Origin of the sequence: Vibrio sp. BS-M-Sm-2, from assembly GCF_041504345.1 — a bacterium.
Lineage (GTDB): Bacteria > Pseudomonadota > Gammaproteobacteria > Enterobacterales > Vibrionaceae > Vibrio > Vibrio satsumensis.
On the sequence record NZ_CP167895.1, the window covers coordinates 1,409,113 to 1,434,811 of the forward strand.

25 protein-coding genes are annotated in these 25,699 nt (G+C 43.3%); 18 read left to right on the forward strand and 7 right to left on the reverse strand.

The genetic code is table 11. The features are described 5' to 3' along the window. Nucleotides 1-100: 100 nt before the first annotated feature. Nucleotides 101-535, reverse strand: a complete 435-nt coding sequence (gene trxC, locus AB8613_RS22235) for a thioredoxin TrxC (RefSeq protein ID WP_004731082.1) — start codon at nt 533-535, stop codon at nt 101-103. A 122-nt stretch (nt 536-657) separates the two neighbouring features. Here trxC and AB8613_RS22240 point away from each other — a divergent pair, with 122 nt between their 5' ends. From AB8613_RS22240 to AB8613_RS22260, 5 genes are all read left to right on the forward strand, one after another. After that, nucleotides 658-1,755 (forward strand): ketoacyl-ACP synthase III, encoded by a 1,098-nt coding sequence (locus tag AB8613_RS22240; protein ID WP_146490453.1) that lies wholly within the window; start codon nt 658-660, stop codon nt 1,753-1,755. 22 nt (nt 1,756-1,777) lie between these two features. After that, nucleotides 1,778-2,242 carry a GNAT family N-acetyltransferase gene (locus AB8613_RS22245; RefSeq protein ID WP_146490454.1) on the forward strand — a complete coding sequence of 155 codons (465 nt, stop codon included), beginning with the start codon at nt 1,778-1,780 and terminating at the stop codon, nt 2,240-2,242. Nucleotides 2,243-2,341: 99 nt separating this feature from the next. Beyond that, nucleotides 2,342-3,574, forward strand: coding sequence for a glycosyltransferase family 4 protein (locus AB8613_RS22250; protein ID WP_146490430.1), 1,233 nt, complete (start codon nt 2,342-2,344; stop codon nt 3,572-3,574). A 199-nt stretch (nt 3,575-3,773) separates the two neighbouring features. Beyond that, nucleotides 3,774-4,235, forward strand: a complete 462-nt coding sequence (locus AB8613_RS22255) for a YeeE/YedE family protein (RefSeq protein ID WP_146490431.1) — start codon at nt 3,774-3,776, stop codon at nt 4,233-4,235. Then, on the forward strand, nt 4,235-4,666 hold the full coding sequence (locus AB8613_RS22260) for a YeeE/YedE family protein (RefSeq protein WP_285954476.1): 432 nt from the start codon (nt 4,235-4,237) through the stop codon (nt 4,664-4,666). Before AB8613_RS22255 ends, AB8613_RS22260 begins: the two co-directional genes overlap by 1 nt. A gap of 100 nt (nt 4,667-4,766) precedes the next feature. Here AB8613_RS22260 and AB8613_RS22265 read toward each other — a convergent pair whose 3' ends face one another. Further along, nucleotides 4,767-5,642 carry an endonuclease/exonuclease/phosphatase family protein gene (locus AB8613_RS22265; RefSeq protein WP_146490433.1) on the reverse strand — a complete coding sequence of 292 codons (876 nt, stop codon included), beginning with the start codon at nt 5,640-5,642 and terminating at the stop codon, nt 4,767-4,769. 303 nt (nt 5,643-5,945) lie between these two features. Here AB8613_RS22265 and nrdD point away from each other — a divergent pair, with 303 nt between their 5' ends. After that, entirely contained in the window at nt 5,946-8,066 is a 2,121-nt protein-coding gene (gene nrdD, locus AB8613_RS22270; protein WP_017109601.1) for an anaerobic ribonucleoside-triphosphate reductase, read from the forward strand. 155 nt (nt 8,067-8,221) lie between these two features. Further along, nucleotides 8,222-8,692 carry an anaerobic ribonucleoside-triphosphate reductase-activating protein gene (nrdG, locus tag AB8613_RS22275; protein ID WP_012600613.1) on the forward strand — a complete coding sequence of 157 codons (471 nt, stop codon included), beginning with the start codon at nt 8,222-8,224 and terminating at the stop codon, nt 8,690-8,692. A 114-nt stretch (nt 8,693-8,806) separates the two neighbouring features. On the opposite strand, the gene AB8613_RS22280 is transcribed toward nrdG, so the two are convergent. Further along, nucleotides 8,807-10,234 carry an MATE family efflux transporter gene (locus AB8613_RS22280; protein ID WP_372385050.1) on the reverse strand — a complete coding sequence of 476 codons (1,428 nt, stop codon included), beginning with the start codon at nt 10,232-10,234 and terminating at the stop codon, nt 8,807-8,809. 90 nt (nt 10,235-10,324) lie between these two features. Between AB8613_RS22280 and AB8613_RS22285 the strand changes: the two genes are divergently transcribed. The 4 genes from AB8613_RS22285 (at nt 10,325) to AB8613_RS22300 (ending at nt 15,152) form a co-directional block, all read left to right on the forward strand. Next, nucleotides 10,325-11,173 (forward strand): AraC family transcriptional regulator, encoded by an 849-nt coding sequence (locus tag AB8613_RS22285; RefSeq protein WP_372385051.1) that lies wholly within the window; start codon nt 10,325-10,327, stop codon nt 11,171-11,173. 200 nt (nt 11,174-11,373) lie between these two features. Next, on the forward strand, nt 11,374-12,558 hold the full coding sequence (locus AB8613_RS22290) for an amino acid aminotransferase (RefSeq protein ID WP_372385052.1): 1,185 nt from the start codon (nt 11,374-11,376) through the stop codon (nt 12,556-12,558). Between the two features lie 11 nt (nt 12,559-12,569). Next, on the forward strand, nt 12,570-13,256 hold the full coding sequence (locus tag AB8613_RS22295; protein WP_146490438.1) for a RimK/LysX family protein: 687 nt from the start codon (nt 12,570-12,572) through the stop codon (nt 13,254-13,256). 288 nt (nt 13,257-13,544) lie between these two features. Beyond that, nucleotides 13,545-15,152, forward strand: a complete 1,608-nt coding sequence (locus AB8613_RS22300) for an ABC-F family ATPase (protein ID WP_080967416.1) — start codon at nt 13,545-13,547, stop codon at nt 15,150-15,152. 160 nt (nt 15,153-15,312) lie between these two features. Here AB8613_RS22300 and AB8613_RS22305 read toward each other — a convergent pair whose 3' ends face one another. Together AB8613_RS22305 and AB8613_RS22310 are read right to left on the reverse strand one after the other, a co-directional pair. Beyond that, on the reverse strand, nt 15,313-15,837 hold the full coding sequence (locus tag AB8613_RS22305) for a hypothetical protein (RefSeq protein ID WP_372385053.1): 525 nt from the start codon (nt 15,835-15,837) through the stop codon (nt 15,313-15,315). 98 nt (nt 15,838-15,935) lie between these two features. Further along, nucleotides 15,936-16,334 (reverse strand): YgiW/YdeI family stress tolerance OB fold protein, encoded by a 399-nt coding sequence (locus AB8613_RS22310; protein WP_146490440.1) that lies wholly within the window; start codon nt 16,332-16,334, stop codon nt 15,936-15,938. A 280-nt stretch (nt 16,335-16,614) separates the two neighbouring features. Between AB8613_RS22310 and AB8613_RS22315 the strand changes: the two genes are divergently transcribed. Genes AB8613_RS22315 through modC form a run of 4 tightly spaced genes read left to right on the forward strand, consistent with a single transcriptional unit; the run spans nt 16,615 to nt 20,697 of the window. Continuing rightward, nucleotides 16,615-18,093 (forward strand): cobyric acid synthase, encoded by a 1,479-nt coding sequence (locus AB8613_RS22315; RefSeq protein WP_372385054.1) that lies wholly within the window; start codon nt 16,615-16,617, stop codon nt 18,091-18,093. Nucleotides 18,094-18,136: 43 nt separating this feature from the next. After that, nucleotides 18,137-18,895, forward strand: a complete 759-nt coding sequence (gene modA / locus AB8613_RS22320) for a molybdate ABC transporter substrate-binding protein (protein ID WP_372385055.1) — start codon at nt 18,137-18,139, stop codon at nt 18,893-18,895. Then, nucleotides 18,896-19,594, forward strand: a complete 699-nt coding sequence (modB, locus tag AB8613_RS22325) for a molybdate ABC transporter permease subunit (protein WP_146490443.1) — start codon at nt 18,896-18,898, stop codon at nt 19,592-19,594. After that, on the forward strand, nt 19,591-20,697 hold the full coding sequence (gene modC, locus AB8613_RS22330; RefSeq protein ID WP_285954482.1) for a molybdenum ABC transporter ATP-binding protein ModC: 1,107 nt from the start codon (nt 19,591-19,593) through the stop codon (nt 20,695-20,697). Before modB ends, modC begins: the two co-directional genes overlap by 4 nt. A 380-nt stretch (nt 20,698-21,077) precedes the next feature. Here the strand turns inward: modC and AB8613_RS22335 are convergent, their stop codons facing one another. Then, nucleotides 21,078-21,515 (reverse strand): DUF3069 domain-containing protein, encoded by a 438-nt coding sequence (locus tag AB8613_RS22335; protein ID WP_004731036.1) that lies wholly within the window; start codon nt 21,513-21,515, stop codon nt 21,078-21,080. 152 nt (nt 21,516-21,667) lie between these two features. Between AB8613_RS22335 and AB8613_RS22340 the strand changes: the two genes are divergently transcribed. Together AB8613_RS22340 and AB8613_RS22345 are read left to right on the forward strand one after the other, a co-directional pair. Beyond that, the gene (locus tag AB8613_RS22340) at nt 21,668-22,618 is read left to right on the forward strand and encodes a diguanylate cyclase (RefSeq protein WP_372385056.1); all 951 of its coding nucleotides are present in this window, start codon (nt 21,668-21,670) and stop codon (nt 22,616-22,618) included. A gap of 77 nt (nt 22,619-22,695) precedes the next feature. After that, entirely contained in the window at nt 22,696-23,706 is a 1,011-nt protein-coding gene (locus AB8613_RS22345; RefSeq protein ID WP_372385057.1) for a Solitary outer membrane autotransporter beta-barrel domain, read from the forward strand. Nucleotides 23,707-23,738: 32 nt separating this feature from the next. Here the strand turns inward: AB8613_RS22345 and AB8613_RS22350 are convergent, their stop codons facing one another. After that, a complete protein-coding gene (locus AB8613_RS22350) occupies nt 23,739-24,980 on the reverse strand; it encodes a GGDEF domain-containing protein (protein WP_372385058.1) in 1,242 nt (413 codons plus the stop codon). Between the two features lie 338 nt (nt 24,981-25,318). On the opposite strand from AB8613_RS22350, the gene AB8613_RS22355 reads away from it, so the two are divergent. Beyond that, a complete protein-coding gene (locus tag AB8613_RS22355; protein ID WP_060981307.1) occupies nt 25,319-25,687 on the forward strand; it encodes a late competence development ComFB family protein in 369 nt (122 codons plus the stop codon). Nucleotides 25,688-25,699 lie beyond the last annotated feature (12 nt).

A 25,699-nucleotide genomic window follows, 5' to 3' on the forward strand; every position in this document is an offset into this window, starting at 1 on the left:
TTAGAGAAAACAGACGGATTTACAATAGGTTAGGGAGCCTTATTTATTAAGATTCCTTAACCTATTTTGTTTGTTGATTACTCAAAGAATTGAAACAAACTTACTTAGTTAAAGCTTGATTAAGCCATTGATCAAATTGACCTTTTGGTAACGCACCGTTAATCGTATCGACACGTTTGCCATCTTTAAACACCATTACCGTCGGAATACTTCTGATTTGATACATTGCGGCAAGTTGTTGCTGAGCTTCAGTATCAATCTTAACGAATCGAACATCTCCCGAACGCTCTTTAGCAACGTCACTGAACACTGGCGCAAAGCCAACACATGGGTTACACCATGTCGCCCAGAAATCGACAACCACAGGCTGTGAACTGTTTAAGATAGATTGGAAATTAAGTGACGTTCCCTCGATAGGAGCGCCATCGAGCAATGCTGTTTTGCATTTACCGCAGGTTGGGCTTTCTGAAATTCTTTCTGAAGGAACTCGGTTTACGCCATTACAAGAAGGGCAACGTGTGTTGAATGTAGACATAACTTTCTCTTTTTATTGCTACTCCGTGCCTAACGCGATTTACGAATCACGCACGGAACGCTTATACTGTTTAAAACAAGAATACGATACTTAAATAAAAACAAACAATAAACAGGTAAATGATGACAAAATTTTACGCCGAGATTACTGGCTGGGGAAAGTGTCTGCCACCAGCCGTGCTGTCCAACGATGATTTAAGCACTTTCATTGATACGTCTGACGAGTGGATTCGTACTCGAACTGGTATCGAAAACCGTCGTATCAGTCATGTAAATACCTCTGAGCTAGCGACTGTTGCTGCTCAACACGCAATGGCGTGTGCTGGCCTTACTGCCGATGATATCGATCTCGTGATCATCGCAACGTGCAGCCCTGATTCTCTTATTCCAAATACTGCGTCTAAGGTTCAACAGAACCTAGGTATCAAGAGCGCAGCGGCTTTTGACCTTAATGCAGCATGTACTGGCTTCATTTACGGTGTTGAAACCGCGACTCGATTAATTCAAGCCGGCAACTACCGCAATGCGATCGTTGTGGGCGCAGAACGTCTTTCATTCTTCATTGACTGGACCAAGCGTGATACTGCGGTTCTATTTGGTGATGGTGCTGGCGCTGTGGTTCTATCGCGTACTGAAGAGCAAGTTGGCCTACAGGAAGCGCAGATCGGTTGTGACGCCGAAGGCCGTGATATTCTAGCAGTACCAAAGTTCGGTACTTCTATGGATCGCTTCGCTGCTGACAACGGTTACTGGGACTTTGATTTCGTAGGTAAAGAGATCTTCAAACGTGCGGTTAAAGGCATGGGTGCAGCAGCACACACAGTATTGAGCCGCACTGGCATCTCAACAGACAACATCGATGTAGTGATTCCACACCAAGCAAACATCCGAATCATTCAAACTCTGTGCGACATGGCGGGCATTGAACGTGAGAAAGCGTTTGTGAACATTCAAAACTACGGCAACACGTCGGCTGCGACTGTGCCAATTGCATTGTGTGAATCGTTAGAGCAAGGCTTTGTTAAACCTAACTCAAACATCCTTGTGGCGGCATTCGGTGCCGGTTTAACTTGGGGTGCTGGTCATATTAAATGGGGTAGCCGTGTTGAACCGTTAGGTCAGTCGGACGCTAAGCTTCCAGAAGCAGATAAGTCGGCTTTAGAGCTTTTAGAAAGAGCCATTTTACACTGTAAAACGCGTCCTAATTCTGAGAATGAATAGTAGCATCGCGCAAGTTCGTTTTATGACAAAAGCCGACCTTGATGGGGCGGCTTTAGTTCACCAAGCTACTTTTGTTCGACAGCAAAACTCAAAAGATTGGTTACAATGTAACTTAAGCGCTGCACCACGCTTTCTTAACTTCGTTGCAGAGAGTGAAGGTGAGATTGTCGGCTACATAATTTGGGTGCAAAAGAGTGGGTTTAGACCTGAAGCTGTTTTGGAACTAGAGCAACTTGCTGTGTTACCGAGCGCGCAGGGGCAAGGATTAGGCAAAAAGCTGATTCTAGACTCCTTGCCCCAAGTGAAGCACAAGCTAGCAGAGCAAGGCTCGACACTAAAACATGTATTAGTGACCACCAGAGCAGACAACTTTGCACAAAAGCTTTATCAATCGACGTTGGGTGCAGAAGTCGAAACCACGATTTCAAACCTGTACTCTGCGGATGAAGTGCTTATGATAGCTCGCAATGTGGGTGAACGAATCTGATCGCTGAGTACTTAGAACCAATTATAATCAGCGATCTAAATTGATTTACGTTTAATTAGGGACTTCTACAGTCCCTTTTGTTATTTCTTAGGAAGTGTTTTGAAGAAAGTTTTAGCAATTGGCTACGTTTGGCCAGAACCGAATTCATCGGCGGCTGGTAGCCATATGATGTCACTTTTACGTCTATTTAAGCGACAAGGTTGGTCCGTTGAGTTTGCAACGCCAGCTCAAGAAACCGAGCATATGATCGACCTCTCTGAAGAGGGCATCACAAGCCAATCTATTCAGCTAAATTGCGATAGCTTTGACCAGTACATCGAAGAGCTGCAGCCGGATGTCGTGATGTTTGACCGTTTCATGATGGAAGAGCAGTTCGGTTGGCGCGTTGAGAAGGTATGTCCGAATGCCTTTAAGCTGTTGGATACTGAAGATTTACAGTTCCTACGCAATGCTCGACATGAAGCTGTTAAGAAAGAGACAGAACTGACCAAAGAGCACTTGTACAGTGATTTGGCGAAACGTGAAATTGCCGCGATTCTACGCTGTGATCTTTCGTTGATCATCTCAAGCCATGAGATGGAACTGCTCCAATCTAAGTTCAATATCGATCCAAAGCTGTTACATCATCTGCCGTTCATGGTTGATCTCAACACGTTGCCTGAAAGTACGAAAAGCTTTGAAGAACGTAAGCATTTCATGACGATAGGTAATTTTAGACATGCGCCTAACTGGGATGCTGTGCTTCAGTTACAGAAGATTTGGCCGAAGATTCGTAAGCAGCTGCCTGATACTGAACTTCATATTTACGGATCTTATCCGCCGCCGAAAGCAACGGCTTTGCACAACCCTAAAACCGGCTTCCATATTAAAGGTTGGGCCAAAGACGCTCAAGAAGTAATGGAACAGGCGCGTGTTTGTGTTGCGCCATTACGTTTTGGTGCAGGTATTAAAGGTAAGTTACTTGATGCTATGAAGTTGCAAACTCCCAACGTGACTAGCGAAATTGGTCGTGAAGGGATGTTGCCACAAGGTGAGTTGCAATGGCCGGGCGCGGTTGCAGATGATATCGACGAATTTGTTGAACAAGCAGTCGCTCTTTATAAAGATGAAGAGAAATGGCTTAAAGCTCAAAGCCAATGTCATTCAATTCTTGAAGCGCACTATGAACAGAATCAACTGGGCGAAAAATTGATCGAGCGACTGATTGCGTTAGATTCTGAGCTTGATTCGCATCGACTGGATAATTTCTTTGGTTCAATGCTCAAGCACCATAGTATGGCGAGCACTAAGTACATGTCGCAGTGGATAGCTGAGAAGAACAAGAGCAAATAACTTCTTTAGGAAAAGACAGAATAAATCTTAAGCCCTTAGGTTAACGCCTAGGGCTTTTTCATGCTGGGCGTTTGTTAATTCCAAACTTACAAATCGAAACATAACGCCATTACATTAGCATTGACTAATTTATATTTATTAGTAAACTCTAATTTAAAGGTTGTTATGAGTTTATGATGTTTGTGAATAGGAGAGGTCTGTGCTTAGTTTGATTCCTTGGAATGCTTTTTTCGGTGGCATGCTGTTAGGCGTGTCGGCCATTGTTTTAATGTTGGGCATTGGTCGAGTTGCAGGTATTAGTGGCATTGTCAGCCGTTTATTACCAGTTGGAACCAGCAACAAAGAAAGCAAAGGCGTGGATACAGATAAAACTGACAAGCATTGGCGTATCGCATTTGTTGTTGGAATGATCGTAAGTGGTTGGTTGTTAATTCCTACCGGTTACCAACTCCCTCAATTGGAAGAGATGAACCTCTTGGTAGTCGTTATTGCTGGTCTGTTAGTCGGCTTTGGCACTAAAACGGCGAATGGGTGTACTAGCGGACATGGCATTGTAGGGATGGCGCGTTTGTCTAAACGCTCGATTATCGCAACGTGTGTATTCATGGGTGTGGCAATAGCCACCGTGCTTATCAAAAACCTGATAGGGTTGGGGGCATAATGAAAAATTCTTCATTTACTATCATTGTCGGTTTATTGGCTGGAATCTTGTTTGGCATGGGTATGATCATCTCAGGCATGGTTGACCCGAACAAAGTGCTTGGCTTTTTAGATGTGACTGGCGATTGGGACATCAGCTTGGCATTCGTCATGGGCGGTGCGCTACTGGTGTTCGCTCCGTTTTATCACCTAGTCATTAAAAAGCGCGCTAAAGCAATCAATGGCGAGCCGTTAGATAGCCGTAACAACCCGCTAATCGACAGAAAACTGATTCTAGGTTCAACAGCGTTTGGACTCGGTTGGGGGCTCGCAGGCTTTTGTCCAGGGCCTGCAGTTACAAGTCTTAGTGGCGGTAACCCAACTGTGTGGGTGTTTATGATAAGCATGCTGGCGGGAATGTGGTTGGCAGGTCGAACGAATAAAATTTGTTAACGTTAAACCTATCGCTGACCGCATAGGCTTGATATGAGTATTGAGAGGCTGACGCTCTTTAATCAGAAAGCCAGTCAGCCTCTTTGTACATTTCTATCTATTATTTAATAGTCGTTGAAACTGGGCAATGGTCACTGAGTTTGTAGTCCAACACATCTTGCGTTTCAAATACTTTCTGCTTTGCAGGTGATGCACTCAATGAATCGCTAACGACAATGTGGTCAATCACAGAGCGGAATTGGTGTGTGCGGTGGTTATTACGATTTGAGCGAACCTTACAATCCGCACGGGTCTTTCTTGTCGCCAAACGAGCATCCGTGTTTTCAGTTAAATCCTTCCACATCCAATCTCTTGAGTAGGATAGGTTATGGTTGAAGTCGCCTAAGATCGCATAGTCTTCACCGTTACGTTCTCTTTGTTGTATCCACTTATTCAGTTGTTGAGCTTGGTCTTTTAGGCGTGAACAATCGCGGTTAGACTTATACGCGCCGCTGCAGCCTGCCTTTAAATGTACAGACAACATGTGAATTGGTTTCGAGCCTGTTTCAACGACCACGTAACTGGCAAACCTAAGCTTGCTGTTAGTATTCGATTCCAGAGGAAAGTCAGCGTAATCGGTGAGTGTGATTCCTTTACGAACTGCGAAGCCTGTGTATTGGTTCACTTCTTTGAACTGATGGTTACTGTTTTCTGGTAATGCTCGGTCAGACATCAATATCTTGTATTGATCGCCAGCCACGCGCTGAATGGCATTTACGTCATCGACTTCTTGAAAGGCGACCACATCCGCATCTAAGGATTGAAAGTATTCTTCAAGTTTGTCGAAATCAGTTTGATCACGTTGGGCAGAAAACTTATTCACAGCCTCGTTGGTTGATAACCATTCGATATTCCAACTGGATATGGTCAAAGGTTCAGCAAATGTCTGGCTACTGAGTAAGCAGCCTAACATTATCCAGTTTTGAAGTCGTTTCATCCCAAATATCCCTAATTTTGTCGTCCAATATAGTTGAGCCGTTATCCTACAACACTTACCAAAAATTCAACTCTTTTTAGCAGTTTTTTTATTGTTACATTGTTTCTTTTCGACTTGAGAACTAGCGTAATAATATTGAATTGATCTTAGTCAGCGTGAGAGTTTTATTGATCTAAATCAATACTCAAAGTTGGTGGTTCTCGTTAAATACGCCACAATATCTAGTGTTAGTTAAACGATAAATCGCTCTATATAGTGTGTTTGTGGATAAGTCTGTGAATACATCAAGAGTAAGGAGAAGTGGTGAAATCAATCGTAATCAAGCGTGATGGCTCAAGAGCTCCATTCAGTAGAGATCGCATCCAAGCTGCAGTGGAAGCAGCATCAGACAAAGCCGATAAGGAAATTGCTATTTATGCACTGAATGTGGCATTAGCAGTTGAGTTGAAGCTCGAAGACTACGATGAAGTTCATATCTCTGAAATTCAAACTATGGTCGAGAACGAGCTAATGCAGGGACCGTATAAGTCTCTGGCTCGTGCCTACATTGAATATCGTCATGACCGCGACATCGCGCGTGAAAAGCAAAGCGCTTTAACTCGCGAGATCGAAGGTTTGATCGAAGAAAGCAATGTTGATCTGATCAATGAGAATGCCAACAAAGACGGCAAAGTTATCCCAACTCAGCGTGACCTGCTGGCGGGTATCGTGGCTAAACACTATGCGAAAACTCACATTTTGCCACGTGACATCGTACAAGCTCACGAATGTGGTGACATTCATTACCACGATCTAGACTACGCACCGTTCTTCCCAATGTTTAACTGTATGCTTATCGATCTGAAAGGCATGTTAACGCATGGCTTCAAGATGGGTAACGCAGAAATCGACACGCCTAAGTCTATTTCTACGGCGACAGCGGTAACAGCACAGATCATCGCACAAGTGGCGAGCCACATTTACGGCGGTACAACGATTAACCGTATCGATGAGGTTCTTGAACCTTACGTAATGGCGAGCTACGAGAAGCATTTGTCATTAGCGAAAGAGTGGGACATTCATAGCCCAGAAGCTTTTGCTATCTCTCGTACAGAGAAAGAGTGTTACGACGCATTCCAATCTCTAGAGTACGAAGTAAACACGCTACATACCGCTAATGGTCAAACACCATTCGTGACGTTTGGTTTTGGTCTAGGTGAAAGCTGGGGTTCAAAACTGATCCAGCAATCTATCTTGAAGAACCGTATTGCTGGTTTGGGTAAGAACCGCAAAACAGCGGTATTCCCTAAACTGGTATTTGCAATCAAAGATGGTTTGAACCACCAGAAGCAAGATCCAAACTACGACATCAAGCAATTGGCGCTTGAGTGTGCGTCTAAGCGTATGTACCCAGACATTCTTAACTACGACAAAGTAGTAGAAGTGACAGGGTCATTTAAAACGCCTATGGGTTGCCGTAGCTTCTTGAATACTTACGAAGAAAATGGTGAGTTGATTCATGAAGGCCGTAACAACCTAGGTGTTGTTAGCTTGAACTTGCCACGTATTGCGATTAACGCAAAACAAGATATGGCTAAGTTCTACGAACTACTTGATGAAAAACTGAAGCTAGCTCGCCGTGCGCTAGAAACTCGTATTTCTCGTCTAGAAAACGTTAAAGCGCGTGTTGCGCCAATTCTATACATGGAAGGTGCATGTGGCGTTCGTTTGAAAGCTGATGACTCTATTGCCGATATCTTCAAAAACGGCCGTGCTTCTGTTTCTCTTGGTTACATCGGTATCCACGAAGCGATGACAGCACTTTACGGTACTGACGTTCACTTGTACGACGATGGCGAAATGCGTGCTAAAGCGCTTGAGCTGGTGGAGTACATGAAACGTGAAGTGGAATCTTGGACAAAAGAGACAGGTTACGCGTTCAGCCTGTACGGCACACCAAGTGAAAATCTATGTAGCCGCTTCTGCAGCATCGATACCAAAGAGTTTGGTGTGATTGATGGCGTAACAGACCGTGGTTACTACACCAACAGCTTCCACTTAGATGTACAGAAGAAAGTGAACCCATACGACAAGATCGATTTCGAGATGCCTTATCCTGAAATATCTAGCGGCGGTTTCATCTGTTACGGCGAATTCCCGAACATGCAGAAGAACATCGAAGCGCTAGAAAACGTATGGGACTACAGCTACACACGCGTACCATACTACGGAACCAACACGCCAATTGATGAGTGCTACGAATGTGGTTACAACGGTGAGTTTGACTGTACAAGTAAGGGCTTTACGTGTCCTAAGTGTGGCAACCATGACTCAACCAAAGTATCGGTAACGCGCCGTGTTTGTGGTTACCTTGGTAGCCCAGATGCACGCCCATTTAACTTCGGCAAGCAAGAAGAAGTTAAACGTCGCGTGAAGCATCTTTAGTAACTGCCAAGATCATTAGCTAGCTTACATAGAAGAGCTACGCCTCAAGGAATAAGATTGGTATCGGCGCTATGTCGATACCAATTCATTTGTTTCACTTCTCGCTACTTTTCGAATTAAACCATTAAGCCATCACGAGTTTTCAATACTGCCTTATGAACTATCATCAATATCACCCAATCGACGTTGTAAACGGCCCAGGAACACGCTGCACTTTGTTTGTGTCGGGTTGTGTGCATCAGTGCCGTGGGTGTTATAACCAATCGACGCAAAGGTTGGATTCAGGGCATTTGTTTACTCAAGAACTTCAAGACCACATCATTGCTGATCTGAATGATCCGCGAATCAAACGTCGTGGTTTGTCGCTTTCTGGTGGTGATCCGCTCCATCCTGCGAACGTGTCTGAAGTGCTTAAGCTTGTGCAACGTGTAAAAGCGGAGTGCGAAGGCAAAGACATCTGGATGTGGACAGGTTACGAACTTGATGAGCTTGATGAAAAGCAGAAACAAGTATTGGAATACGTTGATACCTTGATTGATGGTCGTTTTGAACAAGACAAAGCGGATCCAATGCTCGATTGGCGTGGCAGTTCAAACCAAATCATTCATCGATTTACTGACATATAACGGTTGTCGTGACTTCGTATACTCGTAAAACGAAAAAGGGCGTCATGGTTAGCGCAATGCAACCAATTGGCCCTTGAGTGTGAGTTCTTTTCGTTTGTTAACTCAAACTAGCATTTATACAGCGATTTGTTCTGGCTCTTCTATTAAGTTGTTGATCCATTTCTTAGAGTGAATCCGCTGGCTAGTTAAAGCGATTTTCGCTAGTTCTTCCAGTAATACAATCATTAGTACCCATTCTAAAGACCATCCTAGTACTAACGCAGTGAAATAGGCGAGGGGAATCCCGATTGCCCACTGGCCGAATATGTCGATGAAGATGCTGTAGTTGATGTCGCCACCACTTTTTAACACACCTCCGATCCCAACCATATTGAATACTCTCAATATCATCCCAGCCGCCATCACCAAGGCGACGTTGACCGCTGTATCTTTGAGTTCCAGGTGCGTCAAATCGATTAATTGAACAATGGCTGGCTTGGCGATAAAGCATAGCAGTGCCAATAGTGTCGCAAGCGCACAACTCACAAGTACATAGCCCCAAGCGGTATTTTCAACACGTTGATAATTCTTCGCGCCGATCTCGTTACCTAGAATGATTGAAGCGGCAACGGCAAAGCCTAAGAAGGCTGAAATTAAGATACTTTCAACTGGCGATAACAGTGAGATGATCGCCAGTTCACCAACGCCAATCTGACCAACAATGACGTTGTAAATCAGTATTCCACCAGCCCATGCCGTATCGTGAACTAACATAGGAATAGCAATATTAAAGTACTTCTTTCTGTGCTTAGGTAAGATTGCATCACGCCAACTCTCAATTGTAGGGAATAGATGTGCATAATGTTTTCTCGCCATAACAAGCAGTGCAATCGTCTGAAAGAATCGAGAAACCGTGGTGCCAATCGCTGCGCCAACCACGCCGAGTTCTGGAAAGCCAAACAGTCCAAAGATCAACAGGGCATTGAGGATTGCATTAACGATGATTGCCCAAATACTGATCTTGGTTGGCAATTTGGCTTCACCGACCGATCGCAATGCGCTTTCTAGCGGCACGACGATCGCGGTACCAATAAGGCTGGCTCCTGTTATCCAAAGGTAATCCGTTGCCAAGCGGATGTAATCAGGGTCTGAGGCCACCACAGACACGACTGATTCAGGAACCAATGTATAGATGAATACAAAAGGGATGATGGCAAAGATCGACAATGCCCATGATTGCGCTAGTGTGCGTCTAATTCCGTTAAAATCACCTGCACCAAAATATTGCGAAGCTAGCACGCTGACTGCTCCGCTAATTCCGGAAACCATGATTAAGTTAAAAAAGAATATACGGTTGCCAACGCCAACTGCTGCAGTTGCCGCATCACCAAGCTGATTGACCATGAAAATATCGACCACACCGAGCAATGAAAACAACATGGTTTGCAGTGAGACAGGTAAACCGATGTGTAATAGCTTTTGCCAAAATTCTTTATCTAAATGACGATATGTCGAGAGCATCGCATTTCCCCTCTGTTGAATATGCGAGAAGTGTATCGGCATTTGTTTTAGCTGTATTGTTCAGACTCATCACAAACTTTTGTCAAACTATCTACTTTGGTAGTTTGGCAACATGAACGAGCTAGCAATGGAATGAGTGATAAACAAGAACGGTACGAGATCTCTGAAAAGACGCATCAAGAGTTTGTCGATCAAAGCCATGTATTGGCATTCGAAGAGCTCGGTATCGTTCAATGTGGGACAGCATCGTGCCGCGATTTCTTTTCTGTCTATCGAAAAAACCAACAAAAACACATGTTGCTGTATACCGTAAGAGGCAAAGGGTGGCTCGAAAGTGAAGGGTGTCGATATATTCTCGAGCCAGGTTCGTGTATTACTGTGCCTGCAGGCGTTGAGAACGGTTTTGGTATTGAGGAAGAAACATGGCAGATCGCGTGGATCTTTCTATCGCCTGACAAGCAATGGGATAATGTCGTCAGTGATGAGGTGAGTTATACGCTCTCTCCAGCAGCAGAAGTTGTTTCGTCTTGTATTCATACCTTGCTGAGAAGTATTGCCTTGCCCATTGATTTAGGTGGAGCGATTGCCATTCACAGCGTAGCGCAAATAGAGTTCATGATTAATGCGCCAGTCCCGCAGCAGCAATCTCGAAATTTGATTCGCTTGAGGCGTGTGTTCGATAACGTGCAAAAGCAGCTTCACAAAGAGTGGAATGTGCATGAGCTAGCAAACCTATTCCCGTGCTCAGAGCCGCATTTCCATCGTTTGTGCCAACGTTATTATTCTCATAGCCCGATGACGCATATTATGCGTATGAGAATGGAATACGCTGCACGATTGCTCAGGTCGAGCGATTGGTCGATTCAGCACATTGGCGAGATAGTTGGATATCCCAATGCCGCTAACTTTAGCACTCGGTTTAAGGCGTGGTCAGGAATGACACCTAGGCAATTCAAACATGGTTCTCGGTTGGAAACTTAATAGGGAACTGACTAAACCAGTCACCATAATTTCATAACTTATCAGTAGCTGTTCGAAATTTGCGCTGTTTAGTGATGTAAAACGACCAATCTCTGATTACTTATTCTAACTAAGCGCTTCTATTAAAAAATGTTTCTGATTTTAGTACTAAAATGTTAACGTGAAATTCATTACTTGAATTTCAAAGGGTTGTGACTTTCATGTTTTCACATCTACCAAAACCAACTTTAGATCCAATTCTATCTCTTTCTGTTGCTTACCGCGGCGATACTCGTACTGATAAAGTCGATTTAGGCATTGGCGTTTACAAAAACGACCAAGGCGAAACTCCGATCATGAAAGCCGTTTCTAAGGCTCAAGATATCGTTGTTGAAACTCAGAAAACCAAAGCTTACGTTGGCCTAGCAGGCTGTGAAGAGTTTAACCAGAGCATGGTTGATCTGCTGCTTAAAGGGACTTCTGCAATGGATCGCGTGGCTGCGATTCAAACACCGGGTGCAAGTGGTGCACTTCGTATGTTGGGTGACTTAATGAAAGTTTCTCAACCAGACACGACGGTTTGGATTTCAAACCCAAGTTACGTTAACCACAAACCGGTAATGGAAGCGGCAGGCTTAAAAGTTCGCTACTACAATTACTTCAGTCCTGAAACGAAGCAAGTTGATACTGCAAAAATGTTGGACGACCTTTCAAAAGCCGGTCCATCAGACGTGGTACTACTGCACGGTTGCTGTCATAACCCAACGGGTGCTGACATCGACTTTGAAGCGTGGCAGGAAATCACTAAGTTATCGCAAAAGAATGGTTTCTTACCGTTCGTTGATATTGCTTACCAAGGCTTTGGTGACGGCCTAGAAGAAGACGCGAAAGGTCTTCAACACATGGCAAATAACGTTGAAGAGATGTTGATTACAACGTCTTGCTCAAAGAACTTCGGTTTGTACCGCGAAAGAACGGGTGCCGCTATCGTGATTGGCAAGAACAGCGAACACGTTGGCAATGCTAAAGGTAAACTTCTTACCCTTGCTCGTTCTACTTACACAATGCCGCCAGACCATGGTGCAGCTTTGGTTAAAACAATTCTTCAGAATCAAGAGCTAACATCGATTTGGAAGCAAGAATTGAATGAAATGCAGCAACGTTTGTTAAATCTGCGCCAAAATTTATGTGATGAATTGCGAAATACTTATAACACGTCACAATTTGATTTCATTGAAAGCCATAAAGGCATGTTTAGTGTACTAGGCTTTAAAGAAACTCAAATGAATCAATTACGTGAAGAATATGGAGTCTATGGTGTTGGTGACGGACGCATTAATATCGCAGGCCTTTCTGAATCTCATATTCCTTATGTAGCTAAAGCGATAGCCAACGTTTCAAAATAGAAGGTGACTGAATGTATAACTGGAAAGCGATTGTAGTTTTAATGCTAAGTGGTGGCTTGTTTGCTTGTTCGACGACGACTCAAGTGCCTGCCGAGCCGGAACAAAAGCCTCAAGTAGAACAACCTGCTGTGGATGATTCTTCAAAGACTGATGCAACTGAAGGTCAGAAAGTAACGGAACCCACAGAGAAGGCTGAAGAAGTAAAACCAACTGAACCAGAAGCGAAGCCAAAGCCTGAAGAAAAGCCAGCTCCAAAGCCGACTAAAACAAGCGATGGTAAACTGATCCTTGGTGAAGAAGAGTGGGTATTTGTTCCTGGTTTGAAAGAAGCGTTTAAAGCACGTGTAGATACAGGTGCAACAACATCTTCAATCAGTGCGGTTGATATTGTTGATTTTGAACGTGACGGAAAAGACTGGGTTAAGTTCAAGATTGAACACGACGGTATCACAACGGAAGAAATCAGCTTACCAGTAGAACGCTGGGTGAAGATCAAGCAATCAAGCGCAGAAGGAACACAACGACGCGCTGTGGTTGTGGCTTCAATTCAAATTGGTGATCTAAAAGACAAAACTGAATTCACTCTAGCCGACCGAACGCATCTTTCTTTCCCACTTCTGTTGGGTAGAAGCTTCTTTAGAGATGTTGCGGTTGTCGATGTGAGCAAAAAATACGTTCAGAAGAAAATCACTAAATAGATTTAAGTCTATGAGTTCTGACTCAATCTGACATTTCTGTTTTGATAAATTGAATCCCTGCTAATGGAATTAGCGGGGATTTTTTCTATTTATGGCGTAATAACCGACGAAATGCATTTAATTGTCCATTGTTCGCTATCCGTTCACTGTTTAACCTCGACAATGTGATCCTGATCTCTATATAATCCGCGCTTCGTTTTATGTTTAATCCATACTTTCGTACTTCTTATTTAGGCACATCTTTCTGCCTAATAATTAACTGTCAGTACACGCTTAGGAATTAGTTCTTTGATATCTACCGCGAACATCACAATGCAATTTGGCGCAGAGCCACTGTTTGAAAACATCTCTGCTAAATTTGGTAACGGCAACCGCTATGGTTTGATCGGCGCTAATGGTTGCGGCAAATCAACGTTCATGAAAATCCTAAGTGGCGCATTAACGCCAAGTTCGGGCAACGTTTCTATCACTCCTGGAGAAAAACTGGGTGTTTTGAGCCAAGATCAGTTCGCATTCGAACAGTACAGCGTTATCGACGTTGTAATCATGGGCGACAGAAAGCTTTGGGAAGTAAAACAAGAGCGTGACCGTATTTACTCTTTGCCAGAAATGAGTGAAGACGATGGTATGAAAGTCGCTGAGCTTGAAAGTGAATTCGCAGAAATGGACGGCTACACAGCAGAAAGCCGCGCGGGTGACATCCTGATTCAAGCGGGTATCGAGGAAGAGTTCCACTTCGGTCTGATGCAGCAAGTTGCTCCAGGTTGGAAACTGCGTGTGCTATTGGCACAAGCACTGTTTGCAAACCCAGATATCTTGCTACTTGATGAACCAACCAACAACTTGGACATTCATACGATCAACTGGCTGGCTGAAGAGCTAAACCAACGTAAATGTACAATGATCATCATCTCGCACGATAGACACTTCCTGAACTCTGTATGTACGCACATGGCGGACATCGATTACGGTGAGCTACGTATTTATCCAGGTAACTACGAGTACTTCCTAGAAGCATCTGGCTTGATTCGCGAACAGCTTCTAGCAAGCAATGCTAAGAAAGCGGCTGAAATCAGCGAGCTTCAAGACTTCGTAAACCGTTTTGGTGCTAACGCATCTAAAGCGAAGCAAGCAAGTTCACGTGCTAAGAAAATGGATAAAATCACACTTGATGAAGTGAAATCATCGAGCCGTATGAGCCCATCAATCGATTTCGGTGAAGGTAAGAAACTGCACCGTCAAGCTCTTGAACTTCAAGAACTTGGTCACGGCTTCGATGGTGAAACACTGTTTGCTGGTGGTAATTTACTGCTTGAAGCGGGTACACGCCTTGCGGTTATCGGTGAGAACGGTGTAGGTAAAACCACGCTGCTACGTTGTCTAGTTCAAGAGCTAGAGCAGAACGAAGGTATCGTTAAATGGTCTGAAAATGCTTCTGTAGGTTACTGCCCACAAGACAGCACTAAGGATTTTGATAACGACCTGAGCATCTTTGATTGGATCTCACAATGGCGTACAGCGAAGCACGATGACCTAATGGTGCGCGGTATTCTTGGTCGTCTACTGTTTACGGCTGACGATGCGAACAAGAAAGCTCGCAACTGTTCTGGTGGTGAGAAGAACCGTCTGTTATTCGGCAAGCTAATGATGCAAGACATCAACGTGCTTGTGATGGACGAACCAACCAACCACATGGACATGGAAGCTATCCAAGCCCTAAACGATGCACTTAAGGTTTACACTGGCACGCTTATCTTCGTGAGCCATGACCGTGAGTTTGTCTCTTCATTGGCAACACACATCATCGATGTGAAAGACCAACAGCTCGTGAGCTTCCAAGGCACTTACGAAGAGTACCTTGATCATCAGAAAAAGATGTTGATGGTTAACTTATAGAGTAAGTTGTTGTTAGTGTGTTGAACGACTAACTGCCAGCGAATCTAACAAAAAAAAGCCCCAAACATTAATATGTTCGGGGCTTTTTTGTTTGTTTGGCTATTTATTACTTAGTGACGAAACCCTAGCTTATTAATAAAACCTAGGTACGAAATCTGGCTTAGAAGCCGAATCGAGCCGACATTAAGATTTGGTGGCCGTAAGTGCCGTTGTTTCGCATATCAAGGCCAACAGAAAGTTGATCCGTAGAGTGGAAACGTGCACCTACACCAACAATTGAATGCGTGTCGTCGTTGTCGATTAGTTGTCCAAGGCGTGCGTTAACTTCAACGTTTGCCATTAACCAAGCTCTTAAGCCAATATTGATTTCTGTTTTAATGTGGTTGTCATCATTACGTTCAATGTTGTGTAACAGCATTTGACCAGTAACGTCAGCAAATTGACTGATTGGGCCGTTGAATCCCATACCTACTGCGGCATCCCAATCACTTTCAAATTCTGAATCGATACGAGCAACAAAGTGAGAGTTCTGAGTGAACATTGTTGTGACTTCACCACCGAAAGTACTTGGGCTAGTCCCCATTCGCAGCTCGAATGTGTTGTAGTTAAAGTTGTTTGCAGACGCAGAGAATGAACACAGTGCAGCGAGTCCTAAAAGGACAGTCTTATTCGTGCAACCTAGCATGGTGACTCCATATAAATTGTATTTTGCGGCAGTATAATACAAAAAAGCCTGCAATATGCAGGCCAATTATTTAAAGTCAGTATTTTTATATTAATCGCTTATAGAACCTGGATATGATCTACTTCGATTTCAGGTGTCTTTCCGCCTTCATATTCACCAAAGATGCGAACCTTTGTATCTGCGGTTAGGGGTTGCGCAAGACGGATATCATCATCCAGTTCGATCTGAATTTCACTCTGTCCATCAGAGAAGACAAACGTATCATTCTTTAGTTGACGAACAATCTTGCCATCCACAATCGCTTCTTGCTCTGCGAACATGCTTGTGTCAGCAAGTAGTGTTGCAACAGAAACGGTTTCAATTGGTCCAGTGTAAGCAATAGCGCTCTCGTGCTTGCTGTTGTTGGCGTGATTGGAGTTATCTTTGTGGTCACCAGCCATTGCGAAAGTAGGAGCAAGGATAATAGTAGATGCGATAGCTAATACAGTTTTTTTCATGGTGAATCCCTTAATGTTGTTTTTAGTAGAAACGTTTTTCTGAATTTGAAACGTTTCTTTCCGTTAGTACGTTTTATTTGTTGATGCGCTGCTTATTGTTCATAAGCTTCGTTTCGATGGAGCTATTAAACAACACTGGGGTTGAATCCAGAGTGAGTAACACATTCATTTTCCATTCATTTTATTGAGCATCTACTCGGCAATGACGTTAAGATGGAGGCAGAGAAATATTGCGTACAGCTATAAATTGAACATTAAGAAATTAAGGATTTAAGTACAGATGCGATCACCGTTAAACGCCCTTATGGTTCAAGGGACAACGTCAGATGCCGGGAAAAGTGTTTTGGTGGCAGGTTTATGCCGTGTTTTGGCAAGGAAAGGGATCAAAGTGGCACCTTTTAAGCCACAAAACATGGCGTTAAACAGTGCGGTGACAAAAGATGGCGGCGAAATTGGTCGCGCTCAAGCGGTTCAGGCGCAAGCTTGTAACATTGAACCCACTGTTCACATGAATCCGGTATTGCTAAAACCCAATTCAGATACTGGCGCACAAGTGATTCTGCAAGGCCGAGCGATCAGTAATATGGAAGCAACGGGCTATCATGATTACAAGAAAGTGGCGATGGATACCGTTATTGACTCATTTGACCGACTTTCTGAAGAATACGAAAGCGTGATGATTGAAGGCGCGGGTAGCCCAGCTGAAATTAACCTCCGCGAAAATGATATTGCGAACATGGGATTTGCTGAAAAGGCGGATATCCCGGTGATCATTGTTGCTGACATTGACCGTGGTGGCGTTTTTGCGCACCTCTACGGCACATTAGAGTTATTATCTGAATCTGAACAAGCTCGCGTAAAAGGCTTTGTGATTAATCGCTTTAGAGGCGATATCGCGCTGCTTCAATCTGGCCTTGATTGGCTAGAAGAGAAAACCGGCAAGCCAGTGATTGGTGTACTGCCATACCTGCATGGTTTTAACCTTGAAGCGGAAGATGCCATTACTTCAGCCCAAGAGTCTGACGGAGAAGCTAGACTTAAAGTCGTGGTGCCTGTGCTAACCCGAATTAGCAATCACACAGACTTTGATGCACTGAGGCTCAATCCTTCCATTGATTTACGTTACGTAGGCAAAGGCGAGCGTGTAAACAACGCGGATTTGATTATCTTGCCGGGTACAAAATCAGTAAGAGCCGATTTGGATTACTTAAAAGAGCAAGGCTGGGACAAAGATATTCAGCGCCACCTACGTTTAGGCGGCAAGGTGATGGGTATTTGTGGCGGTTACCAGATGCTAGGAAAGATCATCCACGATCCGGATGGAGTTGAGGGTGAACCCGGCAGCAGTGAAGGGTTAGGGTATCTCGATACTGAAACGACTTTAACGCAACAGAAAACCTTAACTAACGTGCGCGGTACCATGACGCTGGATGGAAAATCAGCACAAGTAAAAGGTTATGAAATTCACGTAGGTAGGACTGATGTCAATGAAACAGCCTTACCGGTTCAGTTAGAATCTGGCAGCCTAGACGGCGCTATAAATCAAGACAACTCGATTTTTGGTACTTACCTGCATGGCGTATTCGACAACAGTGATGCGTTGTCGCTTATTTGCGAATGGGCAGGAGCCAACGATGTGACAGCGATTGACCACGAACAGCTTAAAGAGCTGGGTATTAATCGAATCGCGGATGCCATCGAAGAGTACTTAAATCTTGACCTGCTTTGGCCAGAATTAACAGCTTTGGCCGCCATTTAGAAGTTAGCTAAAGAACCTAAACGAACATAGATAAGTGATAACAATGAAAAAGCGACTCTTCCTTTTAACCATGGCCTTAACTTCGGTATTGAGTTCTAGTCATCTTTTGGCTGCCGAAAAGCTACGAGTTTATGCTGCATCTTCAATGACCAATGCAGTCAACTTGTTGGTTGAAGAGTTTGAGAAAGACCATTCTGTCGATGTGATTCCTGTGTATGCGAGCACATCTTCTTTGGTACGACAAATCGAAAGAGGAGCACCAGCCGACATCTTTATCTCGGCAAATGAGAAATGGATGACGTACCTAGTCGATAGTAAATTGGTTTCTAGTGACAATGTCACAAATCTATGTGAAAACGAACTTGTGTTGATAGCCCCAAAAGAGACGTCGATATCACTGAGCCTGTCAAAAGGTGAACAATGGGCTAAACTGCTTACTAATGAAAGGCTTGCTGTGGGCAATACCACTTCTGTTCCTGCGGGTATCTACGCTAAAGAGGCGTTAGAAACGTTAGGTGTATGGGACGATGTGAAGACTAGATTAGCACCAAGTAACAATGTTCGTATGGCCTTAGCTTTAGTAGAGCGCAGTGAGGCTAAGCTTGGTATTGTTTACAAAACAGATGCGCTGCTGTCTAAAGAAGTGAACCTAGTAAAGACGTTCCCATCAAATTTACATACGCCAATACGTTACCCTGTAGCGAGATTGAGCGATACAGTCGTTGCAGAAGAGTTCTATACTTTCCTTAATAGCGAAAAAGCGAAGGACACCTTGAACAGTTTTGGATTTGAAGTGCGTTAAATGATGTATTTATCGGAATACGAATATCAAGCCTTATTGCTGAGCTTGAAAGTTGCTGGGTTTGCCATCTTATGGCTTATCCCTATCGGCATTGGCTTAGCCTGGCTGCTTGCTAAGAAGCAATTTGTAGGCAAAAGTATTGTAGAGAGCATTGTCCATTTACCTTTGGTATTGCCACCAGTGGTCATCGGCTATTTACTGTTAGTGATGATGGGTAGGCAAGGCATTATTGGCTCGTGGCTCAATGACGTGTTTGGTATTGTATTCAGCTTTAGCTGGAAGGGCGCGGCACTTGCTTGCGTGGTTGTGGCGTTGCCGTTGATGGTTCGTTCTATCAGGTTGAGCCTAGAAACCGTAGACAGTAAGCTTGAAGAGGCCGCTGCCACATTGGGCGCTTCACCTGTTCGCGTGTTTTTTACGATCACTTTGCCCTTGATGATCCCTGGGATCATTACCGGCACCATGCTTTCATTCGCAAGAAGCCTAGGTGAGTTTGGTGCGACGATCAGCTTCGTTTCAAATATTCCCGGCGAAACTCAAACCATTCCATTGGCCATGTATACCTTTATTGAAACCCCTGGTGCAGAAATGGAAGCAGCGCGTTTGTGTATCATTTCTATTGTGATTGCCCTTAGTTCATTGATGCTATCTGAATGGCTTAACAAAAAGTCTGCACAGCGACTAGGAGGTAATGCATGAGTGCTTTGATCCTCCGGTATCAGCAACAGCTTGGTGAAACATTTTTTGATATCGATTTAGAACTGCCTAGCAGTGGCATTACTGCAATTTTTGGCCGTTCTGGTGCAGGTAAAACCTCACTTATCAATGCGATTAGTGGTCTTAAACAGCCAGATAAAGGTTTGATCAGCGTATCTGGAACCACTCTGTTTGATAGTCAAAATGGCATTAACCTGCCGACTCACAAACGCAATGTGGGCTATGTATTTCAAGAGTCACGCTTGTTCCCACACATGAAGGTAGGGGCTAATCTTAAGTACGGTATGAAAGGTGTTGATAAAGCGCACTTTGAACAAATTGTCTCGCTATTGTCTTTAGGTTCATTGCTTGATCGTTACCCTGCACGTTTGTCTGGCGGTGAGAAGCAACGAGTGGCGATTGGCCGTGCCTTGTTATCAAAGCCAAGTATTTTGTTGATGGATGAGCCATTGGCATCTCTCGACTTGCCCCGTAAGCGCGAAGTAATGCCGTTTCTGGAAAACTTATCCGAAAGCGTGCAAATACCGATCATCTATGTGACTCATAGCCTCAATGAAATTTTACGCTTGGCAAATCACCTTGTGATTATTGACCAAGGTAAAGTTATTTCATCGGGCGTGACGGAAGAGGTATGGGCATCGAGAGCGATGCAACCTTGGCAATCTTTCTCAGAGCAAAGCTCACTGTTTGAAGGAACATTAGCAGAACACAATGATGACTATGCGCTGTCTCGTTTAACGCTAGGTAAATCGACGTCACTTTGGGTTCAGAAAGTATCAAGCAAGCTTGGTGCTACGGTGAGGTTGCAAGTGAGGGCAAATGACGTCTCCATCACGCTAGAACAGCCAACCGGGACTTCGATACGTAATATCCTTCCAGTTACGATTAAAAGCGTAGAGACGCATCAACAAGGCACGAATAAGCAGAGTGTGGCTGTAGAATTAGAATTGGAGCCTGGATGCTATCTATGGGCAACCATTACATTGTGGGCGCTTGATGAGTTGAACCTAGAAATTGGACAACGTGTTTATGTGCAAATAAAAGGTGTAAGTGTCGCTCAAAGAGATATCGCTGTAACACACTAAGTCCATACGGCAAGTTATCAAATTCTCGTGGCAAGGTATTAAGTTCACGCGGTGTTTTTCGTTCTTATTTTTATTCTATAGTTTGTAAAACTCGATCTTGATTCCATGAATGGATACATGCGTCATTTTTATACGGTATCACTGCCAGTTTTGCGCCACACTGTATGAGTGTTAAGGCATATTACTTATTTGTAGAATGTCAAAAGCGACACTGACAAGAGTTTCAGTGGCAAAAAACACAAAGATATTGTGAGCGAAGCTCTCAAGCAACGAACAGAAAAAGCTGCAGGCACAAAAAAGCCGCATGTTTTAAATAACATACGGCTTAATCATTAAGTTTTCGTTAAACATTCAACCTAAATTTAGGTGCGATGAATAGCTTAGCGGATGAAAACTTCTTTGAAATCACGCTTCAAGATAGCATCGCGACGCGCTTTCTTGATTTGCTTAGCCATGTCTTTTACACAGTTATGTAAAATTTGGTCAAGCAGTTGAGCTCGGTACTCTTCTTTTTCTTCATCAGACATGCCTTCTGGAAGTTTAAGAGTAGGGAACTCTTCCATCATGTTTACGCCAGCAAAAGCTTGGCTAACAGAGATTAGAGCGTGGAACTGCTCAAAATTGTCCAAAACATTTTGTGCGCTTGCTGGAAGGCTGCTCCAAGTTTCACGCACTGCTTCTTCAGACACCTCATGAATAGAAGTAACCATGTTGTGCATCTCTTTAGGCACTTCATCAAATTCGATAACTTGGCGAAGCTCTGGTGAGATAGTGGTTAAATCGATTTCTTGTACTTCGTTGTTTGTAGCGTCTGACATAGTATTTCTCTTTAAAAAGAAACAATGCTAAAAAGATCTGTAAAAAAGTCAATATAATATAGAGATTAGGGCATGATTTAAGCTCAAATTTGAGCTACTTTGAATATTCAACACTAGATAAAGGTGATGTGATGATAGAAAAGGGATCTTCGATGCGCATATTGCTGGTTGATGACGTTCAACTAGACAGGATGCAACTTGCTATTCGACTCAAGCAGCTGGGTCATATTGTAGAAGCTGTCGGTAGCGGAAAAGAAGCCCTGAATGTTTATTCTGATTTTGATCCTGAACTTGTGTTGCTTGATATCAGCATGCCAGACATGGATGGTTTTGAGGTTGCTAATGAGGTTCGCAGGCAATTCCCAGAATGGGTTCCTATCATCTTTTTGAGTGGTCATGAAGAACCTGAAATGATTGCGAAAGCGATTGATGCAGGTGGGGATGATTACCTGATAAAGCCTGTGAACAAAGTTGTTTTGAATTCCAAGTTGATCGCGATGCAGCGTATCGCGCATATGAGGCGAGAGTTAAAACAGAGTACTGCCAAGCTCGAAGAGCTGAATATCCTCCTGCAGCAACAAGCCAATGAAGATGGCCTGACTAAATTGTATAACCGTCGATATATGGACACTAAGCTTGAAGAGAGCATAGCGTGGCATGGAAGACGTAATATATCAATGACAGTCATATTACTAGATGTAGACTTCTTTAAGCCTTACAACGATAATTACGGCCATATTCAAGGGGATAAGTGCTTGCAAGAGCTTGCTAATACCTTGAGGCTGCTTTTTGTTCGAGCGGGAGAGTTTGTCGGTCGCTATGGCGGTGAAGAGTTTGTTCTTATTTTAAGTGATACGGATAGTGATACTGCTATGCAACAGGCGATACGTATAAAAGAAGCGTTACATGAAATGAATTACGTCCACGATTATTCAACGGTGTCCGATAGAGTGACAGCGTCACAAGGTGTGTTGTCATTTGTACCAGAAGGTGGTGAATCTATTGCCTCTATTTACGAAAAGGTCGATCAAGCGCTTTATCAAGCGAAGCAAAGTGGTAGAAATACCTTTGTACAACGCAACATTTTGGAGCTTGCTCGTTAGTTGGCGAGCTCTTTTAGATATTTCAGTTTATACTTCTATTAGCGTTTGAGCTACGAAGTGCTTTAGTGATAAGAGAAATGCCACATTCGAAGTCATTTTCTATGGCGAATACATCTTGGACACTTGCGGTTCCTCTATTTTTTACCGTTTTTTCGGCGACCGTTAATGCCAACTGGCTAACTGATCGTTTCAGAAAGGATTTAGAACAGAGCTTCGCCACCAGTGTATTGCTCAACGACACCGATGTTTTCACTTTTGGTATCAATAATTTTGATCCCAATAAAGTATTTAGTTTGGACAATGAAAACATCGGTTCGAATGATTCGGTCAGTCGTAGACAAAGCATCACCTCCCTGAGCTTGCCTTACACATTTGAATTACCAAGTTATATTGAAGACAACCATCAAGAGGTGACGTTGCGCTTGTCTGCGTTGCGAATCGAGAACGATGTTGAATACGCTTCAGCAAATAAAAAAGATTTTCAAAAAGAGTCGGTAGTGTCTGGTTACGTGGAATTCGCGAATGTGTCCCAGTTAGATGAATATTGGAGCTTTCATTCCGGTATTGGCAATCACATCTCATATTACCGTAATGACTATGATTATCGCGCTTCTCTACTAAAGCCTATTCAAGATCAACTGGATGGTGTTTACCTTAATACTGATGCTTGGGCATATATCATTGAACCTAAAATAAAGCTGATGTACGAAGATAAGAATGACTGGGGAAAGTATAAATTGAGTACCAGTTGGCATTACTTTAATGGCGTCGGCTGGGGTGAGGCAAATAATGGCAATGTCGGTCATCCTGAAGGGTGGTATATCGCCAATGAAGCCAAGGTCTTCTATGATCTCGTACGTTGGGATAAGAACATCACATCGATGTACTCGAGTATAAGAAGAATTGATATTGGTGGTGACACCGTGGCTTCTATGGGTACCACTTCTTACTATGAGGGCAGTGTAGGTTGGTTGCTTAATCCAAATCTATTTAATGAATGGGTCGATAACGTGGGAATAGGTTTTACGATTAACTACGGAAGTAGCTTAAAAGGTGGCAGCTTGGTTATCTTCTTCAACCAAGATTAAGCTCCCTTTAGTCTAGTTATCAACACTTACGTTTAGCTATCAACACATAGCTTGTTTCGACCAGTTTCTTTCGCTTTGTAAAGCGCTTTGTCGGCAAGCTTTAATACTTCTTCAGGGTGTTTGGTAGTCGTGCTATCAGACAATCCAATGCTTACTGTCACATTTACTACTTCCGATGGTTTGCCGTTCTTACCACGCTTTTTCATACCCACTTCATGATCATCAGGACGCTCGTGGCTATTACGAATCGTCATGTCGTAGTTCTGAATCTCAGAAATCAAAGTTTGAAGGTGTTCTTTAACTTGTTCCGAGTATTTGCCTTTAAAAATGATCGTGAACTCTTCACCACCATAGCGATAAGCTTTAGCTCCACCCGTGGTCTCTCTCAATATACGTGCTACTAGCTTCAATACGTCGTCGCCAATGTCATGGCCGTAAGTATCGTTAAATTTTTTGAAATGATCGATATCGACCATGGCCATTGAATACTTACGTCCTAGATGCTTCATATCCACTTCTAAGGCATGTCGACCAGGGATGTTAGTCAATTGGTCATTAAAGGCCATATCGTGGCTGGCAGACATCACATAAACGATGATCAAAGTGCCTGATAACGAGAACATTGTGCTAGAGATATATTGCACGTCAAAGAAGATGAACGTACAAGAAGAAAGCAAGATTGCGCTATAAACGACAACATCAATAGAGCGGTTATACACCAACACAAGAATGGCTGTAAGGCCAAGTAAGCAAAGGCTATATAACACTAGAACCAAAGGCAGTTTTGAGAAATCTCTGACAACAAAAAGAAGGCCTTCACTCCATGATTCAAACCCACCAGCATGGAAGTGAGAAACGATCAATTGTGCCCAAACCATGAAAAGAACCAGAACGATTGCGTAGAGGAGCATGGATTTTGAGTTTACGCCGTTGTCAGGAAATGCATACACCAATAAACAGGTTACAGGAACTAATGCCGCAAGAAGCGATAGTTCTAACAAAGTCGTTCCGGTATTAAGAGGCGTTTGTAAGCGAACTTGGATGATCAGGTATGCTACTAGCATGGTTGATGACACCATGGCCATACGCCCTTGTCTGAATGTATGGCATAGTAAAACGGCAACGCTCAATAGGATATATGGAAGGTTGCTAGCAAACCCTAAGTTTGAACCCGTCACAAGAATGACGTTGTTCATACCAGCGAGTATAATTGCCAATAAAAATAGGGGGAAGCAAAATCGAAACATGCTCGACGTTACAAAAGAAGATGCCATTTATTTGGTGAGCCTAACTATACTGATGATCTTATAATTTAATTTTATACGTAGGATACGGTTAAACAAGCGATTGCCAAGCTTTTTGCCTAAATCAGAGCAAAAACATAGTCATAGGTCGCTATTGGTGCAACTCTTTTTATATGTATTTGAGTTGCTATTAACCATAGAACGAACTACATAGTATATATGAGAAATAAATTAGTCGTTATAGTTAGTTAACATGTAGTTAGTAAATCTGTAGTAATGAGTAGGGTATAGTAAGGTAACAATATGTAGGTCGTTGCCAATCAGGCTAGAACACGATCTGTCGTGATAGCTACAAATGGAGGTGTAGTATGCAAATTAGTGTTGATGTACATAACTATATGGAAACTCTGGTTGGTCATGTTTTGGCTACCGAGGAATATGTGTCTAATTATACCAACGAACAGCTGGCTGATCTTGCGTGCTTGGCTTTAGGGCAGCTTAAACCTATTTATATTCGTTTCGATATCGATTTTCTTTCGGCATTACCAGAAGACAAACTAGTGCTCTATAAACGAAATAGTGAGATCGCAGTCAAGAATGCGGAAAGCATGATTATTGACGATAGAAGACGCGAACGTGACGACAATGTGCCCGTTATATTTAGTCAACACAATTTTGATGAAGATGTAGAATTGCAATGGTATGAAAAGCCATTGTTGAACCGTAAACACTCATGATAGTTTAGGGTT